Below are 23,068 nucleotides of genomic sequence, written 5' to 3' on the forward strand. Positions count from 1 at the left end.
CACTAAAAATATGTTCATTTCTGAGAAAGGGAAAATCAATTTGCAATGGACAAGTGGGGGAGGAAGCATGGAACGGATTACATGGGATCAATATTTTATGGCGCAAAGCCATTTGTTGGCATTGCGCAGCACTTGCACACGATTGGCGGTTGGCGCCACCATCGTCCGGGATAAACGAATTATTGCCGGGGGGTATAACGGTTCTATTGCAGGCGGAGCTCATTGCATTGATGAGGGATGTTACGTTATTGACGGACATTGTGTTCGCACCATCCATGCGGAAATGAATGCGATTATTCAATGTGCGAAATTTGGCGTACCGACAGAAGGCGCAGAAATGTACGTAACTCATTTTCCTTGTTTACATTGCTGCAAAGCGATTATTCAAAGCGGAATTCGTGCTGTATATTATGCGCAAGATTACAAAAATCATCCGTATGCACGTGAACTTTTTGAACAAGCGAAAGTCCGGATAGAACACGTACCATTTAATAAAGAAATATTGTCACTTCTGCAAAAATAATAAATCATGCCTACGGAAAGGGGCGCAAACTATGCGGGGGAATATTGTTTATATAGCGCTTGCTGCTGTTTTTGGGATCATAGCTGGGTGCGGGAGGCCAAACATTTCTTTGGTGTTTATCGCGCTTTATGCTATATTTCTTTTCACGCGAAAAAGGCGCCTCTTTCTTTTTTCTATCATAACGCTTTGCCTTTTTTATATGTACTTCGTTTATATCGACCATCATAATAAGACGAAACTGCCTGGCAACATGACGTTATTTACTATTCGTTTTGTTGCTCCCATTTCGGTGGATGGGAATCAACTAAAATCGATTGTCAAAGTGGGGAAAGAAAAGCTTCAGCTTATTTATTACATAAAATCAGCAGAGGAAAAACAGGAACTTTCTTCTTTAACTCCTAGAACAGTATGCACGGTGAAGGGAAGGCTTGAACGTCCGGCGCTGCCGCGAAATCCTAATGCTTTCGATTATCGTCGTTATTTGCGATTCCATCATATTCATTGGATTCTTAAACCCCAATCGTTCTCCTTGCAAGACTGCCGCAACACATCCCCGACGTTATATGAATGGTTTCTTTCGCTTCGTGAGAAAGGGCTTCACACGGTGGAAACACATTTTCCATCAGAAACGGTTGGAATTATCCAAGCACTTTTATACGGAGAACGAGGACAATTAGACGAGACGCTTCTAGAAGGATACCAAAAACTCGGATTAATCCATTTATTAGCCATTTCCGGGTTGCATGTCACGTTATTAGTAGGAGCTGTGTTTTCCATATTGGTTCGCTTTATCACCAAGGAAACGACAACGATAATCCTATTGATTTTCCTTCCCATTTATATTGTGCTAACAGGCGCTTCTCCTTCCGTTATTCGCGCCTCCTTTACAGCGATGATCTTCTTAGTTGCCGATTACTGGAAATCGATGTTATCGCCGCTCGATGCATTAAGTATAACGTTAGTCATGATGCTGCTTTTCGACCCATATATGTTATGGGATGTCGGATTCCAGCTATCGTTTATTGTAACATTTGCTCTTATTCTATCTTTTCAAATGATCTTGTCGCATGATTCTGTCTTTTGGCGTCTCTTTTTTACGGCTTTTATTGCCCAGTTGAGCGCCCTTCCGTTTCTTTTATACTATTTTTTCGAAGTTTCGTTATGGAGCATTCCTCTAAATATTATTTTTGTGCCGCTTTATTCATTCATCATTATGCCGCTTTCGTTTGCAGCTGTGGGGGCGCATTATATACATCCGCTTCTTTCTTTTCCTTTTATTTGGCTGTTGCAAACAATTATCGCAATCTCTAGCGAGGTTGTCGCCTTTTTCTCTTCTAACCATTCGTTGTCCCTCATTCTTGGCCGGCCTTCTTTCTTTTTTCTTATCTGTTATGCGGTCGTGATTTTTGTTGCATTCGTACAAATGGAGAAGCGGCGGTACCTCAGTATAGGATGGGTCGCATTCGTTATTGCGCTTCATGCATGGAGCCCATATATAGATCGCTACGGTGAGGTCGTTTTGCTCGATGTCGGGCAAGGGGATTGTATATATATTGAATTGCCGTATCGAAAAGGAGTATATCTTATTGACACGGGAGGAACACTTCCACACCAAAGACAGCCATGGCAGGAACGAAAGCGGAAGTGGGATGTGGGAAAAGATGTTGTCGTTCCATTTTTAAAATCAAACGGAGTGCGATATATCGATAAACTGATTGCGACACATGGGGATTTGGATCATATTGGAGCGGGAGAAGAAATCATTCGTCATTTTTCTGTGAAGCAAATGGTCATTGGGAAAGGAGAAACAAAAAATTCGCTGCAAGAAAAACTTGTTCAATTTGCTGAACGAAAAAATATAGAAGTGGTGAAAATATCAAGGGGTGACAGATGGATAGAGGACGGAATTTCATTTTATGTACTTCATCCATGGAAAACGCATCGTGATGATAATAATCATTCGATTGTATTGTATACAAAGCTCGGTGGATTATCCTGGTTATTTACGGGCGATTTAGAGGAAACGGGGGAAAGGGAGTTAATCAGCGCTTTTCCGCGCTTAGAAGCCGATGTGTTAAAAGTGTCCCATCATGGGAGCGATACGTCTACAACAGAGTTATTTTTAGAAAAAGTACAGCCGAAGATCGCGCTTATTTCCGTCGGCAAACATAATCGTTACCATCATCCTTCCCCTTATGTTATCGAACGGCTGCAGAAAAGGGATGTTATTATTTTGCGGACAGATCAGCATGGCGCGATTCGCTACATTTATTCGAAAAATCGTGGAACCTTTTCCGTCATGCTTCCATAGCATATATTACCAATAAAGAAAAGAGACTGCTTATGTAAGCAATCTCTTCACGAACCGAAAAATTTAATCAATGTCGCGATAATAAACATTGTTGCAAAAAAACCGAATGAAACGATAAAACCAACAGCAGAGTCAACAGCATCATTTCGTTTGCTTTGTACATCTTTTTCAAATACGTTCATCGTTTACCCCTCCTCGTGCAATCATTTTTAGTATAGACGAAAAAGAAAAAAAAATCTATATCCTCCTTATTCCTTTCCTTCATTGACAACAGTTAACACAAATACTTTTTTACGACCGGGAAAAGATAAAGATAACCCGTTGACAAATAAGGTCCTAGGACTTATTTGTCAACGTTTATATAAAGGGGAATCGGTTTTTCCGCTGACCGATTCCCTTGTAAAAATAAGAAAAACGTTGTATCTTTTCAACATAGAAAGACTGCAGACAGAATGGAGAAGAGAAATATGGTGGCGGACTTTTGGGGAAAAATTAAAAAACGACGTTTGTCTTCCCTTTATTTATTGTATGGAACTGAATCATTTTTATTAACGGAAACGTATGAACTTCTGGTTCGTACGGTATTAACGGAAGAAGAGCGGGAATTTAATGTATCTGTGTACGACTGCGAAGATACTCCTGTGCAAACAGCGCTAGAAGATGCGGAAACATTTCCGTTTTTAGGGGAAAGACGAGTGATTCTTATTAAAAATCCTTATTTTTTTACAGCGGAGAAAGAGAAAGAAGTAGAGCATGACTTAAAAAAATTAGAATCGTACATAATGTCCCCTTCCCCTTTTTCGATTGTCGTCTTCGTTGGACCGTATGAAAAACTAGATGAACGCAAAAAAATAACGAAGCTAATGAAGGAACACGCGGAAGTTTTTGTCGCATCTCCGCTTGCCGAAAAAGAGCTGCGCGAATGGATTGTGGAAAGAGCAGGACAAAGCGGCGTAATGGTGGAAGAACATGCGATTGACACTTTGCTAAAGCTGGCAGGAACGAATTTAATGACACTTGCGAACGAATTGGACAAGCTCGTTTTGTTCGTTGGACCGGGCGGAATGATCCAGCAGGAAACCGTTGAAAAGCTTGTATCGCGCACGTTGGAGCAAAATGTGTTTGTATTAGTGGAGAAAGTGACGAAACGGCAAATCGGTGATGCACTGCAAGTATTTTATGACTTGCTGGAGAATAATGAAGAGCCGCTGAAAATTTTATCGCTTCTTGCCGGTCAATTTCGTCTTTTATATCAAGTAAAATGGCTTGCGGCAAAAGGATATGGGCAGCAACAAATTGCTTCCATCTTAAATGTGCATCCGTTTCGGATTAAACTTGCCATGGGACAAGCGGCGCTGTTTTCGGAAGAAGAGCTTACGACAGTGATGCGGCAAATTGCTGAGGCTGACTATGAAATGAAGAGCGGAACAATGGACAGGCAGCTCGTTATGGAGCTATTGTTGATGAGATGGAATGAAGGGATCGCAAAGAATATCCAATGAAACAATTTTATCAGAATAAGAAAAACGACCTGCTGCCAGGTCGTTTTTCTTAAGATGCAATAATGCTGTTTAGTTTTTTTGCTAAGCGGGATTTCTTGCGACTTGCTGTGTTTTTATGAATAAGACCTTTTGTTACCGCTTTGTCTAATTTTTTGGAAGCAATGATGAATGCTTCTTGAGCTTTTTCCACATCTTTTAATTCAACAAACGCTTCAAATTTTTTGATCGCCGTACGCATTGCAGATCTCATTGAAGCGTTATGAGCGCGACGTTTTTCACTTGTTTTTGCACGTTTAATTGCGGATTTAATGTTTGCCACGTTCTCTCACCTCCGTCATCTTGCCATCTCTGTCCTTGGTTGATCATTTCCGTTATTAGGAACATGTAAGAACAAGTGTTATTCTATCAAACGAGGTTAAATTATGCAAGAGTATTCAAGCAAAAATACTTTACTGATTGCGAAAATGTTTGCGCAAAACGAATGGAAAATGCAAAAAGCGGTGAAAATAAAAGAAAAATGATACGTTTTAGGAGGAACGATATGAACCGCTCAATCGATTTAAGCATGTATTCGGTACGAACCGATTTAGCGATCGAAGCACATGAAATAGCTGTGGAAGAGCGTCTCCAACAAAAAAGGGAAAGCGCTTCCCCTATTGAAGGAGTCATTATTCACGATCGCGAAATAGACGGGATTAAATTGTCGCATGTAGAAGTAACGGAAGAAGGAGCAAAATCGATTGGTAAAAAACCGGGAAAGTATTTAACCATTGAAGCACAGGGAATTCGTGAACATAATACGGAGTTGCAACAGAAAGTACAAGATATATTTGCGAAAGAGTTCAACGCATTTTTGCGAAAATTGGACATTAGAGAAGAATCAAGCTGTCTTGTTGTAGGATTAGGTAATTCGAATGTGACACCAGATGCGTTAGGTCCGCTAACGGTGGAAAATCTACTTATTACAAGACATTTATTTTATCTTCAACCGGAGAGCGTAGAAGAAGGATTTCGTCCAGTAAGCGCGATTGCTCCAGGTGTGATGGGGACGACAGGGATTGAAACAAGCGATATTATTCACGGAATTGTGGAAAAAACAAAACCAGATTTTGTGATCGTCATTGATGCGTTAGCGGCACGATCGATTGAACGGGTCAACGCAACGATTCAAATTTCTGATACGGGAATTCATCCAGGTTCAGGTGTAGGGAATAAACGAAAAGAATTAAGTAAAGAAACGTTAGGTATTCCCGTTATTTCTATCGGTGTTCCAACGGTTGTCGATGCTGTATCGATTACAAGTGATACGATCGATTTTATTTTAAAACATTTTGGAAGGGAAATGCGTGAAGGGAAGCGGCCGTCTGGTGCTCTCGCTCCAGCGGGATGGACGTTTGGAAAGAAAAAGAAGCTTACAGAGGAAGATATGCCATCAACGGAGCAACGTTCGACATTTCTTGGCATAATTGGCACGTTAGAGGAAGAAGAAAAACGCAGACTCATTTATGAAGTGCTTTCTCCACTCGGTCATAATTTAATGGTTACTCCGAAAGAAGTCGATATGTTTATTGAAGATATGGCAAATTTATTAGCGAGCGGATTAAATGCTGCATTGCATGAACAAATTGATCAAGATAATACCGGTTCTTATACACATTAATGAAATAAAATAGAGAAAAAAGAAGTTCTATCTTTCCTGGCTTGCCCATACGTTAAATTAGTAGACAAGCTGGGAAAGGGTGAGAACATGAAAAAGTGGCGTTCTCCGCAAATGATGGTTACGGTACAAGGTGCGAGTCTAAAAAAAGTGATTATTTTAGCGGTATTAGGATGTATGATGATGTTTATGCTAGTAGGAGCTATTACGTCATTAAAACCGGAATACCGTATTTCGTCTTCCTCTGTCAACAATATGACGAACCATTTTTCACAAGAAACGTTTATTCATTTATTTAGTTTTGAAAATCATTATTTTTCGCAACTGTTGCCAAAGGAGCGGCAAAAGCCGAATTATTCAGCATTATTGTTTCGCATGGCCACAAGCATCAACCCTGACGACCCGCGCAGTTTGCTTGGCGGCGAGCTCCCGGGATTTGCGCTGTATGACAGCAAAATTATCGTAGCAGGGGAAGGGACGGATTATACAAACATGCCGTACGAATCTGCTCCGCCGCTGGAGGTAATGCTAGCAGAACGGCAAGCTTCTTTAGAGAACTTGGAAGAAGCAGACAAAAAAAATAATGAAAAACAAATTCCTCCACCGTCCCAAACGACAGGAGGAAAAAAAGTTGTATATATTTATCATACACATACACGTGAATCGTACTTGCCTGCCTTAAAAGGAGTTACAGATCCTGATTTAGCGTTTCATCGCACAGTAAACATCACGAAAGTGGGAGAAAAACTAGCGGAAGAGATGGAAAAACGAGGAATTGGAGCGGAAGTAAGCACCATTGATATTGTAGGAGAGCTGCAGAAAAAAGGCATGAAATATTACCAAGCGTACGATATGTCTAGAAAAACAGTTGTCGAAGCAATGAGCCGCAATCATGATTTGCAATATTTGATCGATATTCACCGTGATTCACGAAGACGGAAATATACGACCGTTACGATTAATGGAGTGGATTATGCCCGCATTGCGTTTATTATCGGAGGAGAAAACGCAAAGTACGAAAAAAATTTGCAGCTGGCCACACAACTCCACCATTTGCTGCAAAAGAAATATCCTGGGCTGAGCCGAGGGGTTATCGAAAAAAAAGGAGCGGAAACGAACGGAAAGTTTAATCAAGACTTATCGGAAAATGCGATTTTAATTGAGTTTGGTGGAGTCGACAACACGTTTGAAGAGCTATTCCGGTCTGTATCTGCTGTTGCCGATGTTTTTAGCGAATATTATTGGCAAGCGCAAAAAGTTCAAGCACCCGCACCGGCAGAAAAACGATAAAGGAGCGGAGTGGTATGGTTAAATTTACTATTAAATTTTTTTTAGCGGCAATGATTCTTTTTTTTGGAGTGTTGCTCGGCATGCAGCAGGCGAATGAAGGCCTGCAAAAGATGAGAGGATATGATGATTCATCGTTTCCTTCCGTATTTCATATTTCAAAAGACAAAAATGGGGAAGTAGAAGCGTCCGTATTGGGAAACAAAGTGATGGCAGAAGATTTGCAAGAAAAGAAAGAAAAAATCGAAAATATGAAAACGTTCAATCTGTTTTCCGAGCTTGGCAAACAATTTGCCGAAGCGGTAAGATCATTGATGGAACAGGTGCTTTCCTTTTTCGAAAAATGATAGGAAAACAGCGTGTTATTGGCATGTTTCTATGTGATCAAAAATAAATAGAAAGATGGCGTGATAACATTGGCGGAATAGTACAAATTTTCGCCAATGTTTTTCTTTATCATCATGAAAGTTTGCAAAACTATGTCATTGAATCTTGCTTGTTGTGTTGCTATAATCAAAGCTAGTGTAGTTTCGGGAAATAGCGGGAGTGAGAAAATGATGAATCGGGAAGAGAAATTAAAACGACGCGATCGAATTCGCAACTTTTCCATTATCGCTCATATAGATCATGGAAAATCGACGTTGGCAGACCGAATTTTGGAAAAAACCGGAGCGCTTTCGGAGCGGGAAATGAGAGAACAAATACTAGATTCGATGGAATTGGAACGGGAGCGCGGAATTACGATTAAGCTGAACGCTGTTCAGTTAAAGTATAAAGCAAAAAATGGCGAAGAATATATTTTTCATTTAATTGATACACCTGGGCATGTCGATTTTACGTACGAGGTGTCGCGGAGCCTTGCCGCTTGCGAAGGGGCGATTCTTGTCGTCGACGCAGCACAAGGAATTGAGGCACAGACGCTGGCAAACGTCTATTTAGCGATTGATAATAATTTAGAAATTTTGCCGGTCATTAATAAAATCGATTTGCCAAGCGCTGAACCGGAACGCGTTCGTCAAGAAATTGAAGAGGTAATCGGGCTTGACGCATCGGAAGCAGTACTTGCTTCTGCGAAGGTCGGCATTGGCATCGAAGAGATTTTGGAACAAATCGTTGAGAAAATTCCAGCACCGTCCGGAGATCCGGATGCACCGTTAAAAGCGCTTATTTTTGATTCGATGTACGATTCGTATCGCGGTGTAGTTGCTTATATTCGCGTGATGGATGGAACAGTAAAGCCTGGGCAAAAAATTAAAATGATGTCGACAGGCAAAGAATTTGAAGTGGCAGAAGTCGGTGTGTTTACGCCGAAACCGAAGCTGGTCGATGAATTAACGGTGGGCGATGTCGGCTTTTTAACTGCGTCCATTAAAAATGTGAGCGATACGCGCGTCGGCGATACGATTACCGATGCGGAAAATCCGGCAGCGGAGCCGCTGCCAGGATACCGTAAGCTAAATCCGATGGTATTTTGCGGCATGTATCCGATTGATACGGCACGTTATAACGATTTGCGCGAAGCGTTAGAAAAATTGCAATTGAACGATGCTGCTTTGCACTTTGAACCGGAAACATCGCAAGCGCTTGGGTTCGGCTTCCGATGCGGCTTTTTAGGATTATTGCATATGGAAATTATTCAAGAGCGCATTGAACGCGAATTTAACATTGATTTAATCACAACAGCGCCAAGCGTTGTATATAAAGTATATTTAACGGATGGTACGGAAGTCCAAGTTGACAATCCGTCCAATATGCCGGATCCACAAAAAATCGATCATGTCGAGGAGCCGTATGTAAAAGCGACCATTATGGTGCCGAACGATTATGTCGGACCAGTGATGGAGCTATGCCAAGGAAAACGCGGCAACTTTGTCGATATGCAATATTTAGATGAAAAACGAGTAACATTAATTTATGAAATTCCATTGTCGGAAATTGTGTACGATTTCTTTGATACACTAAAATCAAGCACAAAAGGATACGCATCGTTTGACTATGAACTGATTGGTTATAAACCGTCGAAACTCGTGAAAATGGATATTCTTCTTAACGGCGAAAAAATTGATGCGCTTTCTTTCATTGTTCATCGTGATTCTGCTTATGAACGTGGGAAAGTGATTGTAGAAAAATTGAAAGATGTAATCCCTCGGCAACAGTTTGAAGTGCCTGTGCAAGCAGCAATCGGCAATAAAATTATCGCTCGTTCCACGATTAAAGCGTTGCGCAAAAACGTCTTGGCGAAATGTTACGGTGGAGACGTATCACGGAAACGAAAGCTTCTTGAGAAGCAAAAAGAAGGAAAGAAACGAATGAAGCAAATCGGCTCGGTGGAAGTTCCACAGGAAGCGTTTATGGCGATCTTAAAAATCGACGATAATAAAAAGTAAGGAAGATTGTATACAAGGCTGTCTCTTCGCTTTTTTGGGATAGCCTTGTTTATTTTTAAGAAAGGATGTTTATCTTGGTAAAATCAGCTTATTTCCATATTCCGTTTTGTGCGCAAATATGTTATTACTGCGATTTTAATAAAGTATTTTTTCATGGACAGCCAGTCGATGAATATTTAGAAGCAATGGAAAATGAAATGAAACGGACGGTGGAAGCATTTCCAACGGATCGGATTGATACGTTGTTTGTTGGCGGGGGAACCCCGACTGTTTTAGAAATGAAGCAGCTCGATTTTTTCCTGCAAAGCATTTATAAGCATTTCCGCTTTTCTATTCATGAAGTAGAGTTTACGTTTGAGGCAAATCCGAATGAGCTTTCCAAAGAAAAACTACAGTTGTTAAAAGAAGCGGGGGTCAATCGCTTAAGTTTCGGTGTTCAAACGTTTGATGATTCATTATTAAAAGCAATTGGACGAACTCATCGTTATGAAGATGTCATGAAAACGATTGCCTTGGCAAAAGAAATCGGTTTTGAAAATATTAGCATTGATTTAATGTACGGACTGCCGCAACAGACGTTAGCACAGTTCCAAGCGGATTTAGAGATCGCCTTTTCTCTTGACATTCAACATATTTCTGCTTATTCACTCATCATTGAACCGAAAACCATTTTTTACAATTTGATGAGAAAAGGAAAACTGCTATTACCAACTGAGGAAGAAGAAGCGCAAATGTATGAAGAAGCGATGCGGCAAATGGAAATACACGGGTACCACCAATATGAAATTAGTAATTACGCGCGTCCTTCCTTTGAAAGCCGCCATAACTTAACGTATTGGAACAATGAAGAATATTATGGAATTGGCGCGGGCGCTCACAGCTACGTAGGCGGCGTTCGGCGTGCGAATATCAAACCGATCAATAAATATATTGAGACAGTTCAAGAAACAGGTTTCCCGTATTTGGAAGTTCACCATGTAACGGTATCGGAACAAATGGAAGAAGAAATGTTTTTGGGGCTAAGGAAAACGGAAGGAGTATCTAAGCAGCGCTTTCTTGAAAAGTTTGGGATGAGCGTCCATGATGTATTTGGCCGAGCGATCGCTGCGGAAAAACAAAAAGGGCTGCTCGAAGAAACACAAACGCATATTCGATTGACTCATCGGGGGAAATTGCTAGGAAACGAGGTGTTTCAAGCGTTTATCGCGGAATCTAAACATTGACATTAGCATATGGATTTGATACTGTAATAATAGATTTAGCACTCGGGATGTTTGAGTGCTAACAGAGGTGATGAGCGTGTTAACGGATCGCCAATTGCTTATTTTACAAGTCATTATCGATGATTTTATTCGTTCAGGACAGCCTGTCGGTTCGCGGACGTTATCGAAAAAACATGAAATTGCTTTAAGTTCGGCGACAATCCGCAACGAAATGGCTGATTTAGAAGAACTTGGATATATTGAAAAAACGCATGTTTCATCAGGCAGGGTACCGTCGGAAAAAGGCTATCGTTATTATGTCGATCATTTGTTGTCCCCGCAACGTTTGACACAGGAAGATATTCAAAAAATCAAATCTATTTTTGCTGAGCGAATTTATGAACTGGAGAAAGTGGTCCAAAAATCAGCGCAAATTTTATCTGATTTAACAAATTATACATCGATTGCACTTGGGCCAGCTGTGAAAGAGAATAAGTTAAAACGAATTCAAATTATTCCGCTGAATCAGCAAACAGCTGTAGCCATTATTGTTACAGATACAGGACATGTGGAAAACCATGTGATTACCGTTCCTGCTTCTGTAAACCCTTCTGACCTCGAAAAAATGGTCAATATTTTAAACGAACGGTTAATCGGGGTTCCGCTTATAGATTTGAAAGATAAAATTTATAAAGAAGTGGCGGACGTTTTGCGAACGCATATTCATAACTATGACAGCATGTTGAAAACCATTGTAGATACGCTTGACATACCGCAAGAAGAAAAAATGTTCTTTGCCGGGACAACGAATATGTTAAACCAGCCTGAATTTAGCGATATTCAAAAAGTCCGTTCACTAATGAAAATGATTGAGCAGGAAAAAGATTTTTACCGGTTGTTGCGCAAACATAATCGAAAAGGAATTCAAGTAACGATTGGCCGGGAAAATCAATTAAGCGGAATGGAAAACTGCAGCCTCATTACCGCTACGTATTCGATTGGCAATGAACAGCTGGGGACGATCGCTATCCTTGGACCGACACGAATGGAATATTCACGTGTCATTACCATTTTAAATCGTGTCGCTTCTGACTTATCAACCGCATTGACAAAATGGTATCAAAACAATTAACAATGGTCATATTGGATAATGGATGGATTTGCACAATCCATCCTTTCCTTGTGACTATTTATACATAGAATAGGCCGCTTTAAAGGGAGGTGAAACCGATGGAAAAAGAGCAGAAAGCAGCACAAGAACAGGCTACATACGAACAGGAACCGTTAAATACGGAACCGCAAGAGGAAAAAGTAGAGAAACATGAAGTAAATGAACATCAAGAAGAAATTGAAATAGAAGAGCAAGAAAAAGCACAAGAAGAGCAAAACGATGAATTGGCGGCGGCAAATGCAAAAATTGCTGAACTGGAAGCGAAAATAAAAGAAATGGAGAACCGCTATCTTCGTTTATACGCCGATTTTGAAAATTTCCGCCGTCGTACAAAAATGGAAATGGAAGCAGCTGAAAAATATCGCGCCCAAAGCTTGGTTAGCGACCTTTTGCCTGCTTTGGACAACTTTGAGCGTGCGTTAAAGATAGAGGCTGATAACGAACAAGCAAAATCGATTCTGCAAGGAATGGAAATGGTGTATCGCTCCGTGTTGGATGCGCTGAAAAAAGAAGGAGTAGAAGCGATCGAAGCGGTTGGCAAACCGTTTGATCCGAACTTGCATCAAGCCGTGATGCAAGTAGAAGACAGCAATTATGAGCCGAATACAGTTGTGGAAGAATTTCAGAAAGGTTATAAACTGAAAGATCGTGTCATTCGTCCAGCAATGGTGAAAGTAAGCCAATAAAGTAGTAGGAGGGTGATGTTTATGAGTAAAATTATCGGTATTGACTTAGGTACAACCAACTCATGCGTCGCTGTGCTAGAAGGCGGCGAACCAAAAGTAATTCCAAACCCAGAAGGAAACCGAACCACTCCTTCTGTTGTGGCGTTTAAAAACGGCGAACGTTTAGTCGGAGAAGTCGCCAAACGTCAGGCAATTACCAATCCAAACACCATCATTTCGATTAAACGCCATATGGGAACGGATTATAAGGTAGAAATTGAAGGAAAAAAATATACACCACAAGAAATTTCGGCAATTATTCTACAATACTTAAAATCATATGCAGAAGACTATTTAGGCGAACCAGTGACAAGAGCGGTAATTACCGTTCCGGCGTACTTTAACGATGCGCAACGCCAAGCGACAAAAGACGCAGGGCGCATCGCTGGATTGGAAGTAGAACGGATCATTAACGAGCCGACAGCAGCGGCGCTTGCGTACGGTTTGGATAAAGAAGAAGATCAAACGATCCTCGTTTACGACTTAGGCGGCGGTACGTTTGACGTATCGATCCTTGAACTTGGTGACGGGGTATTTGAAGTAAAAGCGACTGCCGGCGACAACCATCTTGGCGGCGACGATTTTGACCAAGTCATCATCGATTACTTAGTAGAGCAATTCAAACAAGAACACGGCATCGATTTATCCAAAGACAAAATGGCGTTGCAACGCCTTAAAGATGCTGCGGAAAAAGCGAAAAAAGAACTTTCCGGCGTAACGCAAACGCAAATTTCATTGCCGTTCATTAGCGCAAATGAAACGGGGCCATTACACTTAGAAACGACATTAACAAGAGCGAAATTTGAAGAGCTATCCGCCCATCTAGTTGAACGGACAATGGGACCGGTACGTCAAGCGTTGCAAGATGCGGGATTGACGCCTTCGGATATCGATAAAGTGATCCTTGTCGGCGGTTCGACGCGCATTCCAGCGGTACAAGAAGCGATTAAACGCGAGCTTGGAAAAGAGCCGCATAAAGGCGTTAACCCAGACGAAGTGGTAGCGATCGGCGCGGCGATTCAAGGCGGTGTCATTGCCGGTGAAGTAAAAGACGTCGTTCTTCTTGACGTAACGCCGCTATCGCTTGGAATTGAAACAATGGGTGGCGTGTTTACAAAATTAATTGAACGCAACACAACGATTCCAACAAGTAAATCACAAATTTTCACTACGGCAGCCGATAACCAAACAACGGTTGACATTCATGTGCTGCAAGGCGAACGTCCGATGGCTGCTGACAACAAAACGCTCGGCCGTTTCCAATTAACAGATATCCCACCTGCACCACGCGGCGTACCGCAAATCGAAGTAACGTTTGACATCGACGCCAACGGTATTGTCCATGTTCGCGCGAAAGATTTGGGCACAAACAAAGAACAATCCATTACGATTAAATCTTCATCCGGTCTTTCTGAAGAAGAGATTCAACGAATGATTAAAGAAGCAGAAGAAAACGCGGAAGCGGACAGAAAACGTAAAGAAGCGGCAGAACTTCGCAACGAAGCCGACCAATTAGTATTCACGACCGAAAAAACATTAAAAGAGGTAGAAGGAAAAGTAGACGAAGCAGAAGTGAAAAAAGCGCAAGAAGCAAAAGACGCGTTAAAAGCTGCGCTTGAGAAAAACGACATCGATGACATTCGCAAAAAGAAAGAAGCGCTTCAAGAAATCGTACAGCAGCTTTCCATTAAGCTATACGAACAAGCGGCAAAACAAGCACAAGCTCAGCAGCAGGCAGGAGCCGGCGGCGCTGAGAAAAAAGACGAAAATGTTGTCGATGCAGAATTCGAAGAAGTAAAAGACGACAAATAATAAATCTAAAAAAGTCAAAGTCAGGCCTGTCTTGGCTTTGACTTTTTTGCTAATAAGGAGATGCCGGTTAAATCTATTGCAATAAAAAAGAGATAAATGTAAAATAACCCTTATGTGAGTGAATCGGGAGTGGATGATCATCATGGCGAAACGAGATTATTACGAAATTCTCGGAGTGAGCAAAAACGCGACAAAAGAAGAGATTAAAAAAGCGTACCGAAAACTTTCGAAAAAGTATCATCCAGATATTAACAAAGAACCAGATGCGGCAGAAAAATTCAAAGAAATTAAAGAAGCGTATGAAGTACTAAGCGATGATCAAAAACGTGCGCATTACGATCAGTTTGGGCATGCGGATCCAAATCAAGGGTTCGGCGGGTTCCGCAGCGATGATTTTGACTTTGGCGGTTTCAGCGGTTTCGGTGGTTTCGAGGATATTTTCAGCACCTTTTTTGGCGGCGGCCGCCGGCGCGATCCAAATGCGCCAAGAGCTGGTGCCGATTTACAATATACGATGACATTAACATTTGAAGAGGCGGCATTCGGAAAAGAAACGGATATTGAAATTCCACGGGAAGAAACGTGTGACACATGCCACGGCACGGGCGCAAAACCGGGAACGAAAAAAGAAACATGTTCATATTGTCATGGAACAGGCCAAATCAGCACAGAGCAGTCCACACCGTTTGGCCGCATCGTTAATCGCCGCACATGCCCATATTGCGGAGGGACAGGGCAATATATCAAAGAAAAATGCACAACATGCGGCGGGACTGGCCGCGTGAAAAAACGGAAGAAAATCCATGTCAAAATTCCAGCTGGAATTGATGATGGACAACAATTGCGGGTTGCTGGCCAAGGAGAACCGGGAATTAACGGCGGACCTCCGGGAGATTTATATATCGTTTTCCATGTGGAGCCACATGAGTTTTTTGAGCGTGATGGTGATGATATTTACTGTGAAATACCGCTTACATTTGCCCAAGCTGCGCTCGGTGACGAAATCGAAGTGCCGACGCTTCATGGCAAAGTGAAGCTGAAAATACCAGCAGGCACTCAAACAGGAACAAAATTCCGCTTAAAAGGGAAAGGGGTGCCGAATGTACGCGGCTATGGCTATGGCGACCAACATGTGATTGTCCGCGTTGTGACGCCGACAAAACTGACAGAAAAACAAAAGCAATTATTGCGCGAATTTGATCAATTAGGCGGTTCAAGCATGCATCAAGGACCACACGGCCGCTTTTTTGACAAGGTAAAAAAAGCGTTTAAAGGGGAATCATGAATTTTATGAAATGGTCAGAAATTAGTATCCATACGACGCATGAGGCAGTGGAGGCGATTTCGAATATTTTGCACGAAGCAGGTGCTGGCGGGGTAGTCATTGAAGACCCTAATGATTTAATAAAGGAACGAGATGCTTCTTTCGGCGAAGTTTATGAATTAAATCCAGACGATTATCCGGAAGAAGGAGTAATTATTAAAGCATATTTACCGGTTAATAGCTTTCTTGGTGAAACAGTTGAGGCGATTAAACAGGCGATCAATAATTTATTATTGTATGATATTGATATTGGCAAAAATAAAATCACCATTAGCGAAGTGAATGAGGAAGAATGGGCAACCGCCTGGAAAAAATATTATAATCCTGTCAAAATATCAGAGAAATTTACGATCGTTCCAACATGGGAAACATATGAACCGGTGTCAAGCGATGAGTTAATTATTGAGCTGGACCCAGGCATGGCGTTTGGCACAGGAACACATCCAACGACGGTGATGTGTATCCAAGCGCTTGAAAAATATATGAAACCTGGTGATACAGTCATTGATGTCGGCACAGGTTCGGGAATTTTAAGCATTGCTGCGGCGATGCTCGGAGCAAAATCCGTCCGTGCGCTTGATTTAGATCCGGTTGCTGTCGATAGCGCGAGACTAAATGTAAAATTAAATAAAGTGCAGCATATTGTTACCGTTTCTCAAAATAATTTACTCGATCATATTGAGGAACAAGCGAACGTAATTGTTGCGAATATTTTAGCAGAAATTATATTGCGCTTTGTCGATAATGCGTATCGTCTTCTTGAAAAGAACGGATATTTTATCACCTCGGGAATTATTCAGGCGAAAAAGCAAGAGGTAAAAGAAGGGTTAATGAAAGCAGGATTTGCTATTGAGGAAACGTTAGTGATGGAAGACTGGATTGCATTTATTGCAAGAAAAGCATGAAAAGAAGGTGTCGCTTTGCAACGGTATTTTGTTTCGAACGACCAAGTGAAAAACGACCGTCTTATTATTCAAGGGGATGATTATCATCATATTGTCCGTGTCATGCGTATGGAAAAAGGAAGCGAATTGATCTGTGTTCTTCCTAGCAATAAGACAGCATTGTGCAAAATTGAACAAATTACCAATGAGCATGTGATCGTTCGTGTAGTAAAATGGATAGATGAACAAACAGAACTGCCGATTCAAATTTATATTGCTCACGGGCTGCCGAAAGGGGATAAACTGGAGTTTGTTATTCAGAAAGGAACGGAGCTTGGCGCTTCATCATTTATCCCTTTTGTGGCGGCTCGCTCTATTGTTAAATGGGACGCAAAGAAAGCAAATAAAAAGCTGGAGCGTTGGAAAAAGATTGCAAAAGAAGCGGCGGAACAATCACATCGTGGAAAAATTCCTGATGTGCACGCGCCGATGACGATACACGAACTTATAAAATTTGCGAAGACGGTCGATTATCGGATTTTTGCTTATGAGGAAGAAGCGAAGCAAGGAAACCATCAAACGCTCGCTGCCGTTTTTCAGCAAATGAAGCGCGGACATTCTCTTCTTGCCGTGTTTGGCCCGGAAGGAGGATTTTCCGATGAAGAAGTTGAGCTATTTAAACATCATGGCTTTTTTTCGTGTAGCCTTGGGCCGCGGATTTTACGGACAGAAACGGCGCCGCTTTATCTTTTGGCAGTTGCTTCGTATCAATTCGAACTACAGTGAGGTGAAAACGAATGCCAACAGTTGCATTTCATACGCTTGGATGTAAAGTAAACCATTATGAGACAGAAGCAATTTGGCAGTTGTTTAAAAAAGCCGGTTACGAACGTAAGGATTTTGACAGCCGTGCGGATGTATATGTCATCAATACATGTACGGTGACGAACACAGGCGATAAAAAAAGCCGGCAAGTCATTCGCCGCGCGATTCGAAGAAATCCGGACGCCGTTGTTTGTGTAACAGGATGTTACGCCCAAACATCCCCGGCGGAAGTGATGGCAATTCCGGGTGTGGACATTGTGATCGGTACGCAAGATCGTGGGAAAATTTTGGAATATATCGAACGGTTCCAACGTGAACGCCAGCCGATTAACGGGGTCAGCAACATTATGAAAACGCGCGTATTTGAAGAAATGGACGTTCCGGAATTTACGGATAGAACACGCGCATCGTTAAAAATTCAAGAAGGCTGCAATAACTTCTGTACATTTTGCATCATTCCATGGGCGCGCGGGCTAATGCGTTCCCGTGATCCGAAAGAAATCATTCGTCAGGCACAGCAGCTAGTCGATGCTGGTTATAAAGAAATTGTGTTAACGGGTATTCATACAGGCGGTTACGGCACCGATTTGAAAGACTATAGCTTCGCAGCGCTGCTCCGCGATTTGGATGAGCAAGTTGTCGGTTTAAAACGGCTCCGCATTTCGTCCATTGAAGCAAGCCAAATTACAGACGAAGTCATCGAAGTGTTGCAACGTTCAGATAAAATTGTCCGTCATTTGCATATTCCGCTTCAATCCGGTTCGAATACGGTATTAAAACGGATGCGCCGCAAATATACAGTCGAATTTTTTGCAGAGCGGCTTCAACGTTTGCGCGAAGTCTTCCCGGAACTTGCGATCACATCAGACGTGATCGTTGGTTTTCCTGGTGAGACGGAAGAAGAATTTATGGAAACATACCATTTTATTCGCGAACAACGTTTTTCCGAACTTCATGTCTTCCCGTATTCGAAACGGACAGGCACACCGGCAGCGCGTATGCCAAACCAAGTGGATGAAGAAGTAAAAAATGAGCGCGTACACCGTTTAATTGCATTGTCCGACCAGCTTGCAAAAGAATATGCATCGCAGTTTGAAGGACAAGTGCTCGAAGTCATTCCGGAAGAACGAGATAAAGAAAACCCTGAAAGCGGGTTGTACATCGGGTATACGGACAACTATCTGAAAGTGAAATTCCCTGCCACGGAAGATATGGTTGGGGAAATCGTAAAAGTGAAAATTACAAAAGCCGGATATCCGTATAATGAAGGGGAATTTGTCCGCGTTGTTACCGATGACATCCCTCAATCCGTAAAATTAAGCTCATAACCCAGCTCGTGCAGCTGGGTTTTTGTTTACAATAAAAAAATTGTGTAAACTAGTTTTTTTGTTAAAATAATGGTATGATGATAGATGTCAGACTTCTATGCTGCTAATGAAAGGAGATTTGTTAAAATGGGAAATAACATTGCAAAAATGATTGATCATACGTTATTGAAAGCGGATGCAACAAAAGCGCAAATTGTGAAGCTATGCGAGGAAGCAAAACAATACGGGTTTGCTTCTGTTTGTGTCAATCCGACATGGGTGGCAACCGCTGCTGAACTATTAAAAGACACAGACGTGAAAGTATGTACGGTGATCGGCTTTCCGCTCGGAGCGAACACACCGGAAACGAAAGCATTTGAAACAAAAAATGCAATTGAAAACGGGGCGGCGGAAGTCGATATGGTTATCAATGTCGGCGCGCTTAAAGATGGAAACGATGACCTTGTGGAACGCGATATTCGCGCCGTTGTCGAGGCGGCAAAAGGGAAAGCGCTTGTGAAAGTGATTATTGAGGCGTGTCTGCTTACCGAAGAAGAAAAAGTGCGCGCTTGCCAGCTCGCCGTTAAAGCAGGTGCGGATTATGTGAAAACATCGACTGGATTTTCAACAGGCGGTGCTACGCCGGAAGATGTCGCACTTATGCGGAAAACGGTCGGACCAAACATCGGTGTAAAAGCTTCCGGCGGCGTCCGTGATATGCAAAGCGCAGAGGCGATGATTCAAGCGGGAGCGACGCGCATTGGGACAAGCTCAGGTGTAGCGATCATCGAAGGAAAAACAGCAAGCTCCAATTATTAAGTATGTTTGCCATGGAAAAATAATATAGCTGACTCTATCCAACGAACAAATGGCAGTGCGGCAACAGAACAAATGACATTAAATAGCACGCTGACATGGGCTAACTGTACGTCCGGAGCAGAGCTAAGCTTTACAGCAGCAAAGGCAAGTGGGTCGATCAGGAAATAAAAGATCATGACTCCGATAACATTAAACCATAAGTGAGTATAAGCGGTTAATTTCGCTTCATACGTTGAACCGATGCTTGCCAGAAGACCGGTTACGCATGTGCCGATATTCGCGCCAAGCAAAATCGCAATGGCAGCTGGAAGTGTGAGAATATGTTCATTCAGAAATCCCATCGAAATGCCGATCGTTGCTGCGCTTGAATGAATAATGGCTGTAAGGATCATGCCGATCATGATTCCGATGAAAGGAGAATGATTCGTTTTTTGCAGCCATTCGTCAACAATGGGATATGTAGATAGCGGTTTTGCGAGTTGACTAAATCCATTCATGGCAAAAAATAAAGAAGCGAGTCCAACGAAGATCATGCCGATGCTATAAGCAGGTCGGTGATGACCGAAAAACACGAGAATTGCCCCAATAAAAAGCATCGGAATAACGTTATCTCCAAGGTCAAGAGTCATAATTTCTGTTGTGATCGTAGAGCCGATGTTGCTCCCTAAAATAATACCGATGGATTGTCGAAATGTAAGATAGCCGGTAGAGACGAGACCAACTGTAATGACCATCACTGCGGTACTGCTTTGCAACAATGCGGTAATAATCGTTGCGGTAAGAAATCCTTGTAAAGGAGTGTTTGTAAAGCGCAGTAACCATTGTTTCAAGCGGTGACCGGATAAAGCATAAAGCCCGGCTTTCATCATGAACATACCGAGAAGGAAAATGCCGGTATAAACGGAAAACCAAATTAACAACTGTACCACTTGTCCTTTCCCCCTTTCATCATATGTGTATGGAAAGGAAAGGAAGACGATGACAGTTTTTTTATTGACCTGTTAGGCAGCCATGTATTATAATTGACGAGTACACGCATAGTATAAAATGTAATGGTTGTTGCTCGGAGGGAGGGAAGTAGGATGTCAAAAACAATCGTTCGTAAAAACGAATCCATTGACGACGCTCTTCGTCGCTTCAAACGTGCCGTTTCGAAAACGGGTACATTGCAAGAAGTAAGAAAGCGTGAATTTTATGAAAAGCCAAGCGTCAGACGGAAGAAAAAGTCTGAGGCGGCTAGAAAGCGCAAGCATTAAAAGAGGGTGTATATATGAGTCTTCTTAATCGTTTAAATGACGATATGAAGCAGGCAATGAAAAACAAAGAAAAAGATAAACTCTCCGTTCTTCGGATGTTAAAAGCGGCGTTGCAAAATGAAGCGATTAAACTAGGAAAAAGCGAATTATCAGAAGACGAAGAGCTAACCGTTCTTTCTCGTGAATTAAAACAGCGTAAAGACTCCCTCCAAGAATTTGAAAACGCTGGTCGTGCGGACCTTGTTGAAAAAACAAAGGCGGAAATCGAAATTGTTCAATTATATATGCCGAAACCACTGACAGAGGAAGAACTTCTAGAAATTGTCAAACAGACGATTGCAGAAGTAGGAGCTTCTTCCAAAGCAGATATGGGCAAAGTGATGGGAGCGATCATGCCAAAAGTAAAAGGAAAAGCGGATGGCTCTCTCGTCAATAGACTTGTTCAACAACAACTTTCACAATAATGACAAACGGGTGTTCCGATTCAATCGGACACCCGTTGTTTTTGCTGTTTGGGAACAACAAGTGGTGCTATAACCCCCTTTCTTCTCATACATATGAGATGAAAGGGGGTTCTTTTTATGGTGAAAAAATGGCGACAGCATATGAGAAGATGGCTTACAGATAAATTGGAGCTTCCCGCCGACATAGTGATGGACCTTCCCCGAATTACGATGGTTGGGCAAATACATATTTATATCGAAAATCATCGTGGTTTACTGACGTTTAGTGATAAAGAACTGCGCCTGCTCTTAGAGCAAGGGCAGCTTCTTGTTCGCGGTGAAAATTTTGTTATTAAGATGATTTTGCCAGAAGAAATTTTACTTGAAGGAAAAATAAACCAAGTGATTTATATAGATGAATAACGTTTCATAGGAGGAAATACGATGAAAAACCAATGGATGAACTTATTGGTAGGTAGCGTAAGGGTGAAAGCACAAGGAAAAGGGGTAGAACGATTGATTAATGCGTGTGTGCGCAACGATATTGCGATTTGGAATGTAAAAAAGCACGGCGATCATATTGCGACGTTTTTTATTTTACTAAAGGATGTCAGACGATTGCGCGTTGTCGCCCGCAAAAGTGATTGTAAACTTTATTTTGTTGGAAAAGCGGGATTTCCGTTTTTTCTAAAAAAAATGCTAACGAACTCAGGATTTTTAGTCGGAGTATGCTTCTTTTTTGTTATCATTTTTTTCCTTTCTAATATGGTATGGGGAATAGAAATTAAAGGCGCAAAACCGGAGACGGAATACCGCATATTGAAAGAACTAAAACAAATGGGAGTGGAAAAAGGAGCATTGCAATTTCTGATCGACGATCCGGAAACGATTCAAAAAAAATTGACCGATCGTATAGATGTCGTTACATGGATCGGTGTGGAACTTAAAGGGACGACTCTTTATTTTCAAGTTGTGGAGAAAAATCAACCGAAAGAGCCTGAAAAAATTGGCGTTCGCCATTTAGTGGCGAAAAAAAAGGCGGTTATTACGGACATGTTTGTTGAAGAAGGGCAACCACTTGTTTCGGTGAACGATCATGTAACAAAAGGGCAGTTATTAGTATCTGGAATCATTGGGAAGGAAGGGCAAACAAAACTTGTGCCAGCGCGAGGAAAAATTTTTGGCGAAACATGGTACAAGTCTACCGTTGTTCTACCGCTTCATGCAAAGTTTGGAGTATTAACGGGAAAATATATGGAAAAACATTATATAGCGATGAAAAATATTTCTATTCCGATATGGGGATTTCAAAAGCCTGCATTTCACCATTATGAAATAGATCAACAGAAAAGGCCGCTCCGCTTTTGGAAATGGGACTTGCCTATTTATTATGAACGCGTCATCTTTTGGGAAAAGGAGGAAGTAGAGCGCAACTATACATGGGAAGAAGCGCTCGCAAAAGCAAAGGAACTTGCTCGCGAGGAATTAAAGGCAAAATTGCCGGAAGATGCATCGATTAAAGGAGAAAAAGTTTTGCATCAGACGAAAGAGAATGGTAAAGTAAGGGTAGAATTGCATTATCAAGTGATTGAAAATATCGCAATACCACAACCAATAGTTCAAGGAGATTGAG

Annotated in this window: 23 protein-coding genes; 20 read left to right on the forward strand and 3 right to left on the reverse strand. The window is 41.8% G+C overall.

The window, feature by feature from the left end:
- Nucleotides 1-67 precede the first annotated feature (67 nt).
- Nucleotides 68-523 carry a ComE operon protein 2 gene (locus QSJ37_RS14075; RefSeq protein ID WP_285755730.1) on the forward strand — a complete coding sequence of 152 codons (456 nt, stop codon included), beginning with the start codon at nucleotides 68-70 and terminating at the stop codon, nucleotides 521-523.
- A gap of 31 nt (nucleotides 524-554) precedes the next feature.
- The gene (locus QSJ37_RS14080; RefSeq protein WP_285755731.1) at nucleotides 555-2,834 is read left to right on the forward strand and encodes a DNA internalization-related competence protein ComEC/Rec2; all 2,280 of its coding nucleotides are present in this window, start codon (nucleotides 555-557) and stop codon (nucleotides 2,832-2,834) included.
- Between the two features lie 47 nt (nucleotides 2,835-2,881).
- On the opposite strand, the gene QSJ37_RS14085 is transcribed toward QSJ37_RS14080, so the two are convergent.
- Nucleotides 2,882-3,016 (reverse strand): YqzM family protein, encoded by a 135-nt coding sequence (locus QSJ37_RS14085; RefSeq protein WP_017435613.1) that lies wholly within the window; start codon nucleotides 3,014-3,016, stop codon nucleotides 2,882-2,884.
- Between the two features lie 285 nt (nucleotides 3,017-3,301).
- Between QSJ37_RS14085 and holA the strand changes: the two genes are divergently transcribed.
- A complete protein-coding gene (gene holA, locus QSJ37_RS14090; protein WP_285755733.1) occupies nucleotides 3,302-4,336 on the forward strand; it encodes a DNA polymerase III subunit delta in 1,035 nt (344 codons plus the stop codon).
- A gap of 49 nt (nucleotides 4,337-4,385) precedes the next feature.
- On the opposite strand, the gene rpsT is transcribed toward holA, so the two are convergent.
- Complete coding sequence (gene rpsT / locus QSJ37_RS14095) at nucleotides 4,386-4,655, reverse strand: 30S ribosomal protein S20 (protein ID WP_015864556.1); 270 nt, start codon at nucleotides 4,653-4,655, stop codon at nucleotides 4,386-4,388.
- Between the two features lie 222 nt (nucleotides 4,656-4,877).
- Between rpsT and gpr the strand changes: the two genes are divergently transcribed.
- The 13 genes from gpr (at nucleotide 4,878) to deoC (ending at nucleotide 19,736) form a co-directional block, all read left to right on the forward strand.
- Nucleotides 4,878-5,996: a GPR endopeptidase gene (gene gpr, locus QSJ37_RS14100; RefSeq protein ID WP_285755734.1), complete on the forward strand. Its 1,119-nt coding sequence runs from the start codon at nucleotides 4,878-4,880 to the stop codon at nucleotides 5,994-5,996.
- Between the two features lie 87 nt (nucleotides 5,997-6,083).
- Nucleotides 6,084-7,283, forward strand: a complete 1,200-nt coding sequence (gene spoIIP, locus QSJ37_RS14105; RefSeq protein ID WP_285755736.1) for a stage II sporulation protein P — start codon at nucleotides 6,084-6,086, stop codon at nucleotides 7,281-7,283.
- A gap of 14 nt (nucleotides 7,284-7,297) precedes the next feature.
- Entirely contained in the window at nucleotides 7,298-7,627 is a 330-nt protein-coding gene (locus tag QSJ37_RS14110; protein WP_285755737.1) for a YqxA family protein, read from the forward strand.
- A 210-nt stretch (nucleotides 7,628-7,837) separates the two neighbouring features.
- Nucleotides 7,838-9,667, forward strand: coding sequence for a translation elongation factor 4 (lepA, locus tag QSJ37_RS14115; RefSeq protein ID WP_483313615.1), 1,830 nt, complete (start codon nucleotides 7,838-7,840; stop codon nucleotides 9,665-9,667).
- Between the two features lie 74 nt (nucleotides 9,668-9,741).
- Entirely contained in the window at nucleotides 9,742-10,890 is a 1,149-nt protein-coding gene (gene hemW, locus QSJ37_RS14120; RefSeq protein WP_285755739.1) for a radical SAM family heme chaperone HemW, read from the forward strand.
- 76 nt (nucleotides 10,891-10,966) lie between these two features.
- Complete coding sequence (gene hrcA / locus QSJ37_RS14125; RefSeq protein ID WP_062752958.1) at nucleotides 10,967-12,001, forward strand: heat-inducible transcriptional repressor HrcA; 1,035 nt, start codon at nucleotides 10,967-10,969, stop codon at nucleotides 11,999-12,001.
- Nucleotides 12,002-12,099: 98 nt separating this feature from the next.
- Nucleotides 12,100-12,726: a nucleotide exchange factor GrpE gene (gene grpE, locus QSJ37_RS14130; RefSeq protein ID WP_285755740.1), complete on the forward strand. Its 627-nt coding sequence runs from the start codon at nucleotides 12,100-12,102 to the stop codon at nucleotides 12,724-12,726.
- Nucleotides 12,727-12,747: 21 nt separating this feature from the next.
- Nucleotides 12,748-14,577, forward strand: coding sequence for a molecular chaperone DnaK (gene dnaK, locus QSJ37_RS14135; protein ID WP_285755742.1), 1,830 nt, complete (start codon nucleotides 12,748-12,750; stop codon nucleotides 14,575-14,577).
- Between the two features lie 142 nt (nucleotides 14,578-14,719).
- Nucleotides 14,720-15,862: a molecular chaperone DnaJ gene (gene dnaJ, locus QSJ37_RS14140; RefSeq protein ID WP_285755743.1), complete on the forward strand. Its 1,143-nt coding sequence runs from the start codon at nucleotides 14,720-14,722 to the stop codon at nucleotides 15,860-15,862.
- 5 nt (nucleotides 15,863-15,867) lie between these two features.
- The gene (prmA, locus tag QSJ37_RS14145) at nucleotides 15,868-16,806 is read left to right on the forward strand and encodes a 50S ribosomal protein L11 methyltransferase (RefSeq protein ID WP_285756146.1); all 939 of its coding nucleotides are present in this window, start codon (nucleotides 15,868-15,870) and stop codon (nucleotides 16,804-16,806) included.
- Between the two features lie 15 nt (nucleotides 16,807-16,821).
- Nucleotides 16,822-17,571 carry a 16S rRNA (uracil(1498)-N(3))-methyltransferase gene (locus tag QSJ37_RS14150; protein ID WP_285755744.1) on the forward strand — a complete coding sequence of 250 codons (750 nt, stop codon included), beginning with the start codon at nucleotides 16,822-16,824 and terminating at the stop codon, nucleotides 17,569-17,571.
- Between the two features lie 11 nt (nucleotides 17,572-17,582).
- Nucleotides 17,583-18,938: a tRNA (N(6)-L-threonylcarbamoyladenosine(37)-C(2))-methylthiotransferase MtaB gene (gene mtaB / locus QSJ37_RS14155; protein ID WP_285755746.1), complete on the forward strand. Its 1,356-nt coding sequence runs from the start codon at nucleotides 17,583-17,585 to the stop codon at nucleotides 18,936-18,938.
- Between the two features lie 126 nt (nucleotides 18,939-19,064).
- A complete protein-coding gene (deoC, locus tag QSJ37_RS14160; RefSeq protein WP_285755748.1) occupies nucleotides 19,065-19,736 on the forward strand; it encodes a deoxyribose-phosphate aldolase in 672 nt (223 codons plus the stop codon).
- On the opposite strand, the gene QSJ37_RS14165 is transcribed toward deoC, so the two are convergent.
- Nucleotides 19,733-20,665 carry a Na/Pi symporter gene (locus QSJ37_RS14165; RefSeq protein WP_285755749.1) on the reverse strand — a complete coding sequence of 311 codons (933 nt, stop codon included), beginning with the start codon at nucleotides 20,663-20,665 and terminating at the stop codon, nucleotides 19,733-19,735. The genes deoC and QSJ37_RS14165 overlap by 4 nt on opposite strands.
- Nucleotides 20,666-20,818: 153 nt before the next feature.
- Between QSJ37_RS14165 and rpsU the strand changes: the two genes are divergently transcribed.
- The 4 genes from rpsU to yqfD all read left to right on the forward strand — a co-directional run bounded on the left by rpsU (nucleotide 20,819) and on the right by yqfD (nucleotide 23,067).
- A complete protein-coding gene (gene rpsU, locus QSJ37_RS14170) occupies nucleotides 20,819-20,992 on the forward strand; it encodes a 30S ribosomal protein S21 (RefSeq protein WP_008879912.1) in 174 nt (57 codons plus the stop codon).
- 14 nt (nucleotides 20,993-21,006) lie between these two features.
- Entirely contained in the window at nucleotides 21,007-21,456 is a 450-nt protein-coding gene (locus QSJ37_RS14175) for a GatB/YqeY domain-containing protein (protein WP_015864539.1), read from the forward strand.
- A gap of 117 nt (nucleotides 21,457-21,573) precedes the next feature.
- Entirely contained in the window at nucleotides 21,574-21,858 is a 285-nt protein-coding gene (gene yqfC, locus QSJ37_RS14180; RefSeq protein ID WP_015864538.1) for a sporulation protein YqfC, read from the forward strand.
- A 21-nt stretch (nucleotides 21,859-21,879) separates the two neighbouring features.
- Nucleotides 21,880-23,067 carry a sporulation protein YqfD gene (yqfD, locus tag QSJ37_RS14185; RefSeq protein ID WP_285755769.1) on the forward strand — a complete coding sequence of 396 codons (1,188 nt, stop codon included), beginning with the start codon at nucleotides 21,880-21,882 and terminating at the stop codon, nucleotides 23,065-23,067.
- Nucleotide 23,068 lies beyond the last annotated feature (1 nt).

It is taken from the genome of Parageobacillus sp. G301 (assembly GCF_030268025.1).
Lineage (GTDB): Bacteria > Bacillota > Bacilli > Bacillales > Anoxybacillaceae > Parageobacillus_B > Parageobacillus_B toebii.

Excerpts from the sequence above, each read along its gene's own strand:
- QSJ37_RS14075 (WP_285755730.1), top strand. The coding sequence starts at position 68 with ATGGAACGGATTACATGGGATCAATATTTTATGGCGCAAAGCCATTTG.
- QSJ37_RS14080 (WP_285755731.1), top strand. The coding sequence starts at position 555 with ATGCGGGGGAATATTGTTTATATAGCGCTTGCTGCTGTTTTTGGGATC.
- QSJ37_RS14085 (WP_017435613.1), bottom strand. The coding sequence starts at position 3,016 with ATGAACGTATTTGAAAAAGATGTACAAAGCAAACGAAATGATGCTGTT.
- holA (WP_285755733.1), top strand. The coding sequence starts at position 3,302 with ATGGTGGCGGACTTTTGGGGAAAAATTAAAAAACGACGTTTGTCTTCC.
- gpr (WP_285755734.1), top strand. The coding sequence starts at position 4,878 with ATGAACCGCTCAATCGATTTAAGCATGTATTCGGTACGAACCGATTTA.
- spoIIP (WP_285755736.1), top strand. The coding sequence starts at position 6,084 with ATGAAAAAGTGGCGTTCTCCGCAAATGATGGTTACGGTACAAGGTGCG.
- QSJ37_RS14110 (WP_285755737.1), top strand. The coding sequence starts at position 7,298 with ATGGTTAAATTTACTATTAAATTTTTTTTAGCGGCAATGATTCTTTTT.
- lepA (WP_483313615.1), top strand. The coding sequence starts at position 7,838 with ATGAATCGGGAAGAGAAATTAAAACGACGCGATCGAATTCGCAACTTT.
- grpE (WP_285755740.1), top strand. The coding sequence starts at position 12,100 with ATGGAAAAAGAGCAGAAAGCAGCACAAGAACAGGCTACATACGAACAG.
- dnaK (WP_285755742.1), top strand. The coding sequence starts at position 12,748 with ATGAGTAAAATTATCGGTATTGACTTAGGTACAACCAACTCATGCGTC.
- dnaJ (WP_285755743.1), top strand. The coding sequence starts at position 14,720 with ATGGCGAAACGAGATTATTACGAAATTCTCGGAGTGAGCAAAAACGCG.
- prmA (WP_285756146.1), top strand. The coding sequence starts at position 15,868 with ATGAAATGGTCAGAAATTAGTATCCATACGACGCATGAGGCAGTGGAG.
- mtaB (WP_285755746.1), top strand. The coding sequence starts at position 17,583 with ATGCCAACAGTTGCATTTCATACGCTTGGATGTAAAGTAAACCATTAT.
- deoC (WP_285755748.1), top strand. The coding sequence starts at position 19,065 with ATGGGAAATAACATTGCAAAAATGATTGATCATACGTTATTGAAAGCG.
- rpsU (WP_008879912.1), top strand. The coding sequence starts at position 20,819 with ATGTCAAAAACAATCGTTCGTAAAAACGAATCCATTGACGACGCTCTT.
- QSJ37_RS14175 (WP_015864539.1), top strand. The coding sequence starts at position 21,007 with ATGAGTCTTCTTAATCGTTTAAATGACGATATGAAGCAGGCAATGAAA.
- yqfC (WP_015864538.1), top strand. The coding sequence starts at position 21,574 with ATGGTGAAAAAATGGCGACAGCATATGAGAAGATGGCTTACAGATAAA.
- yqfD (WP_285755769.1), top strand. The coding sequence starts at position 21,880 with ATGAAAAACCAATGGATGAACTTATTGGTAGGTAGCGTAAGGGTGAAA.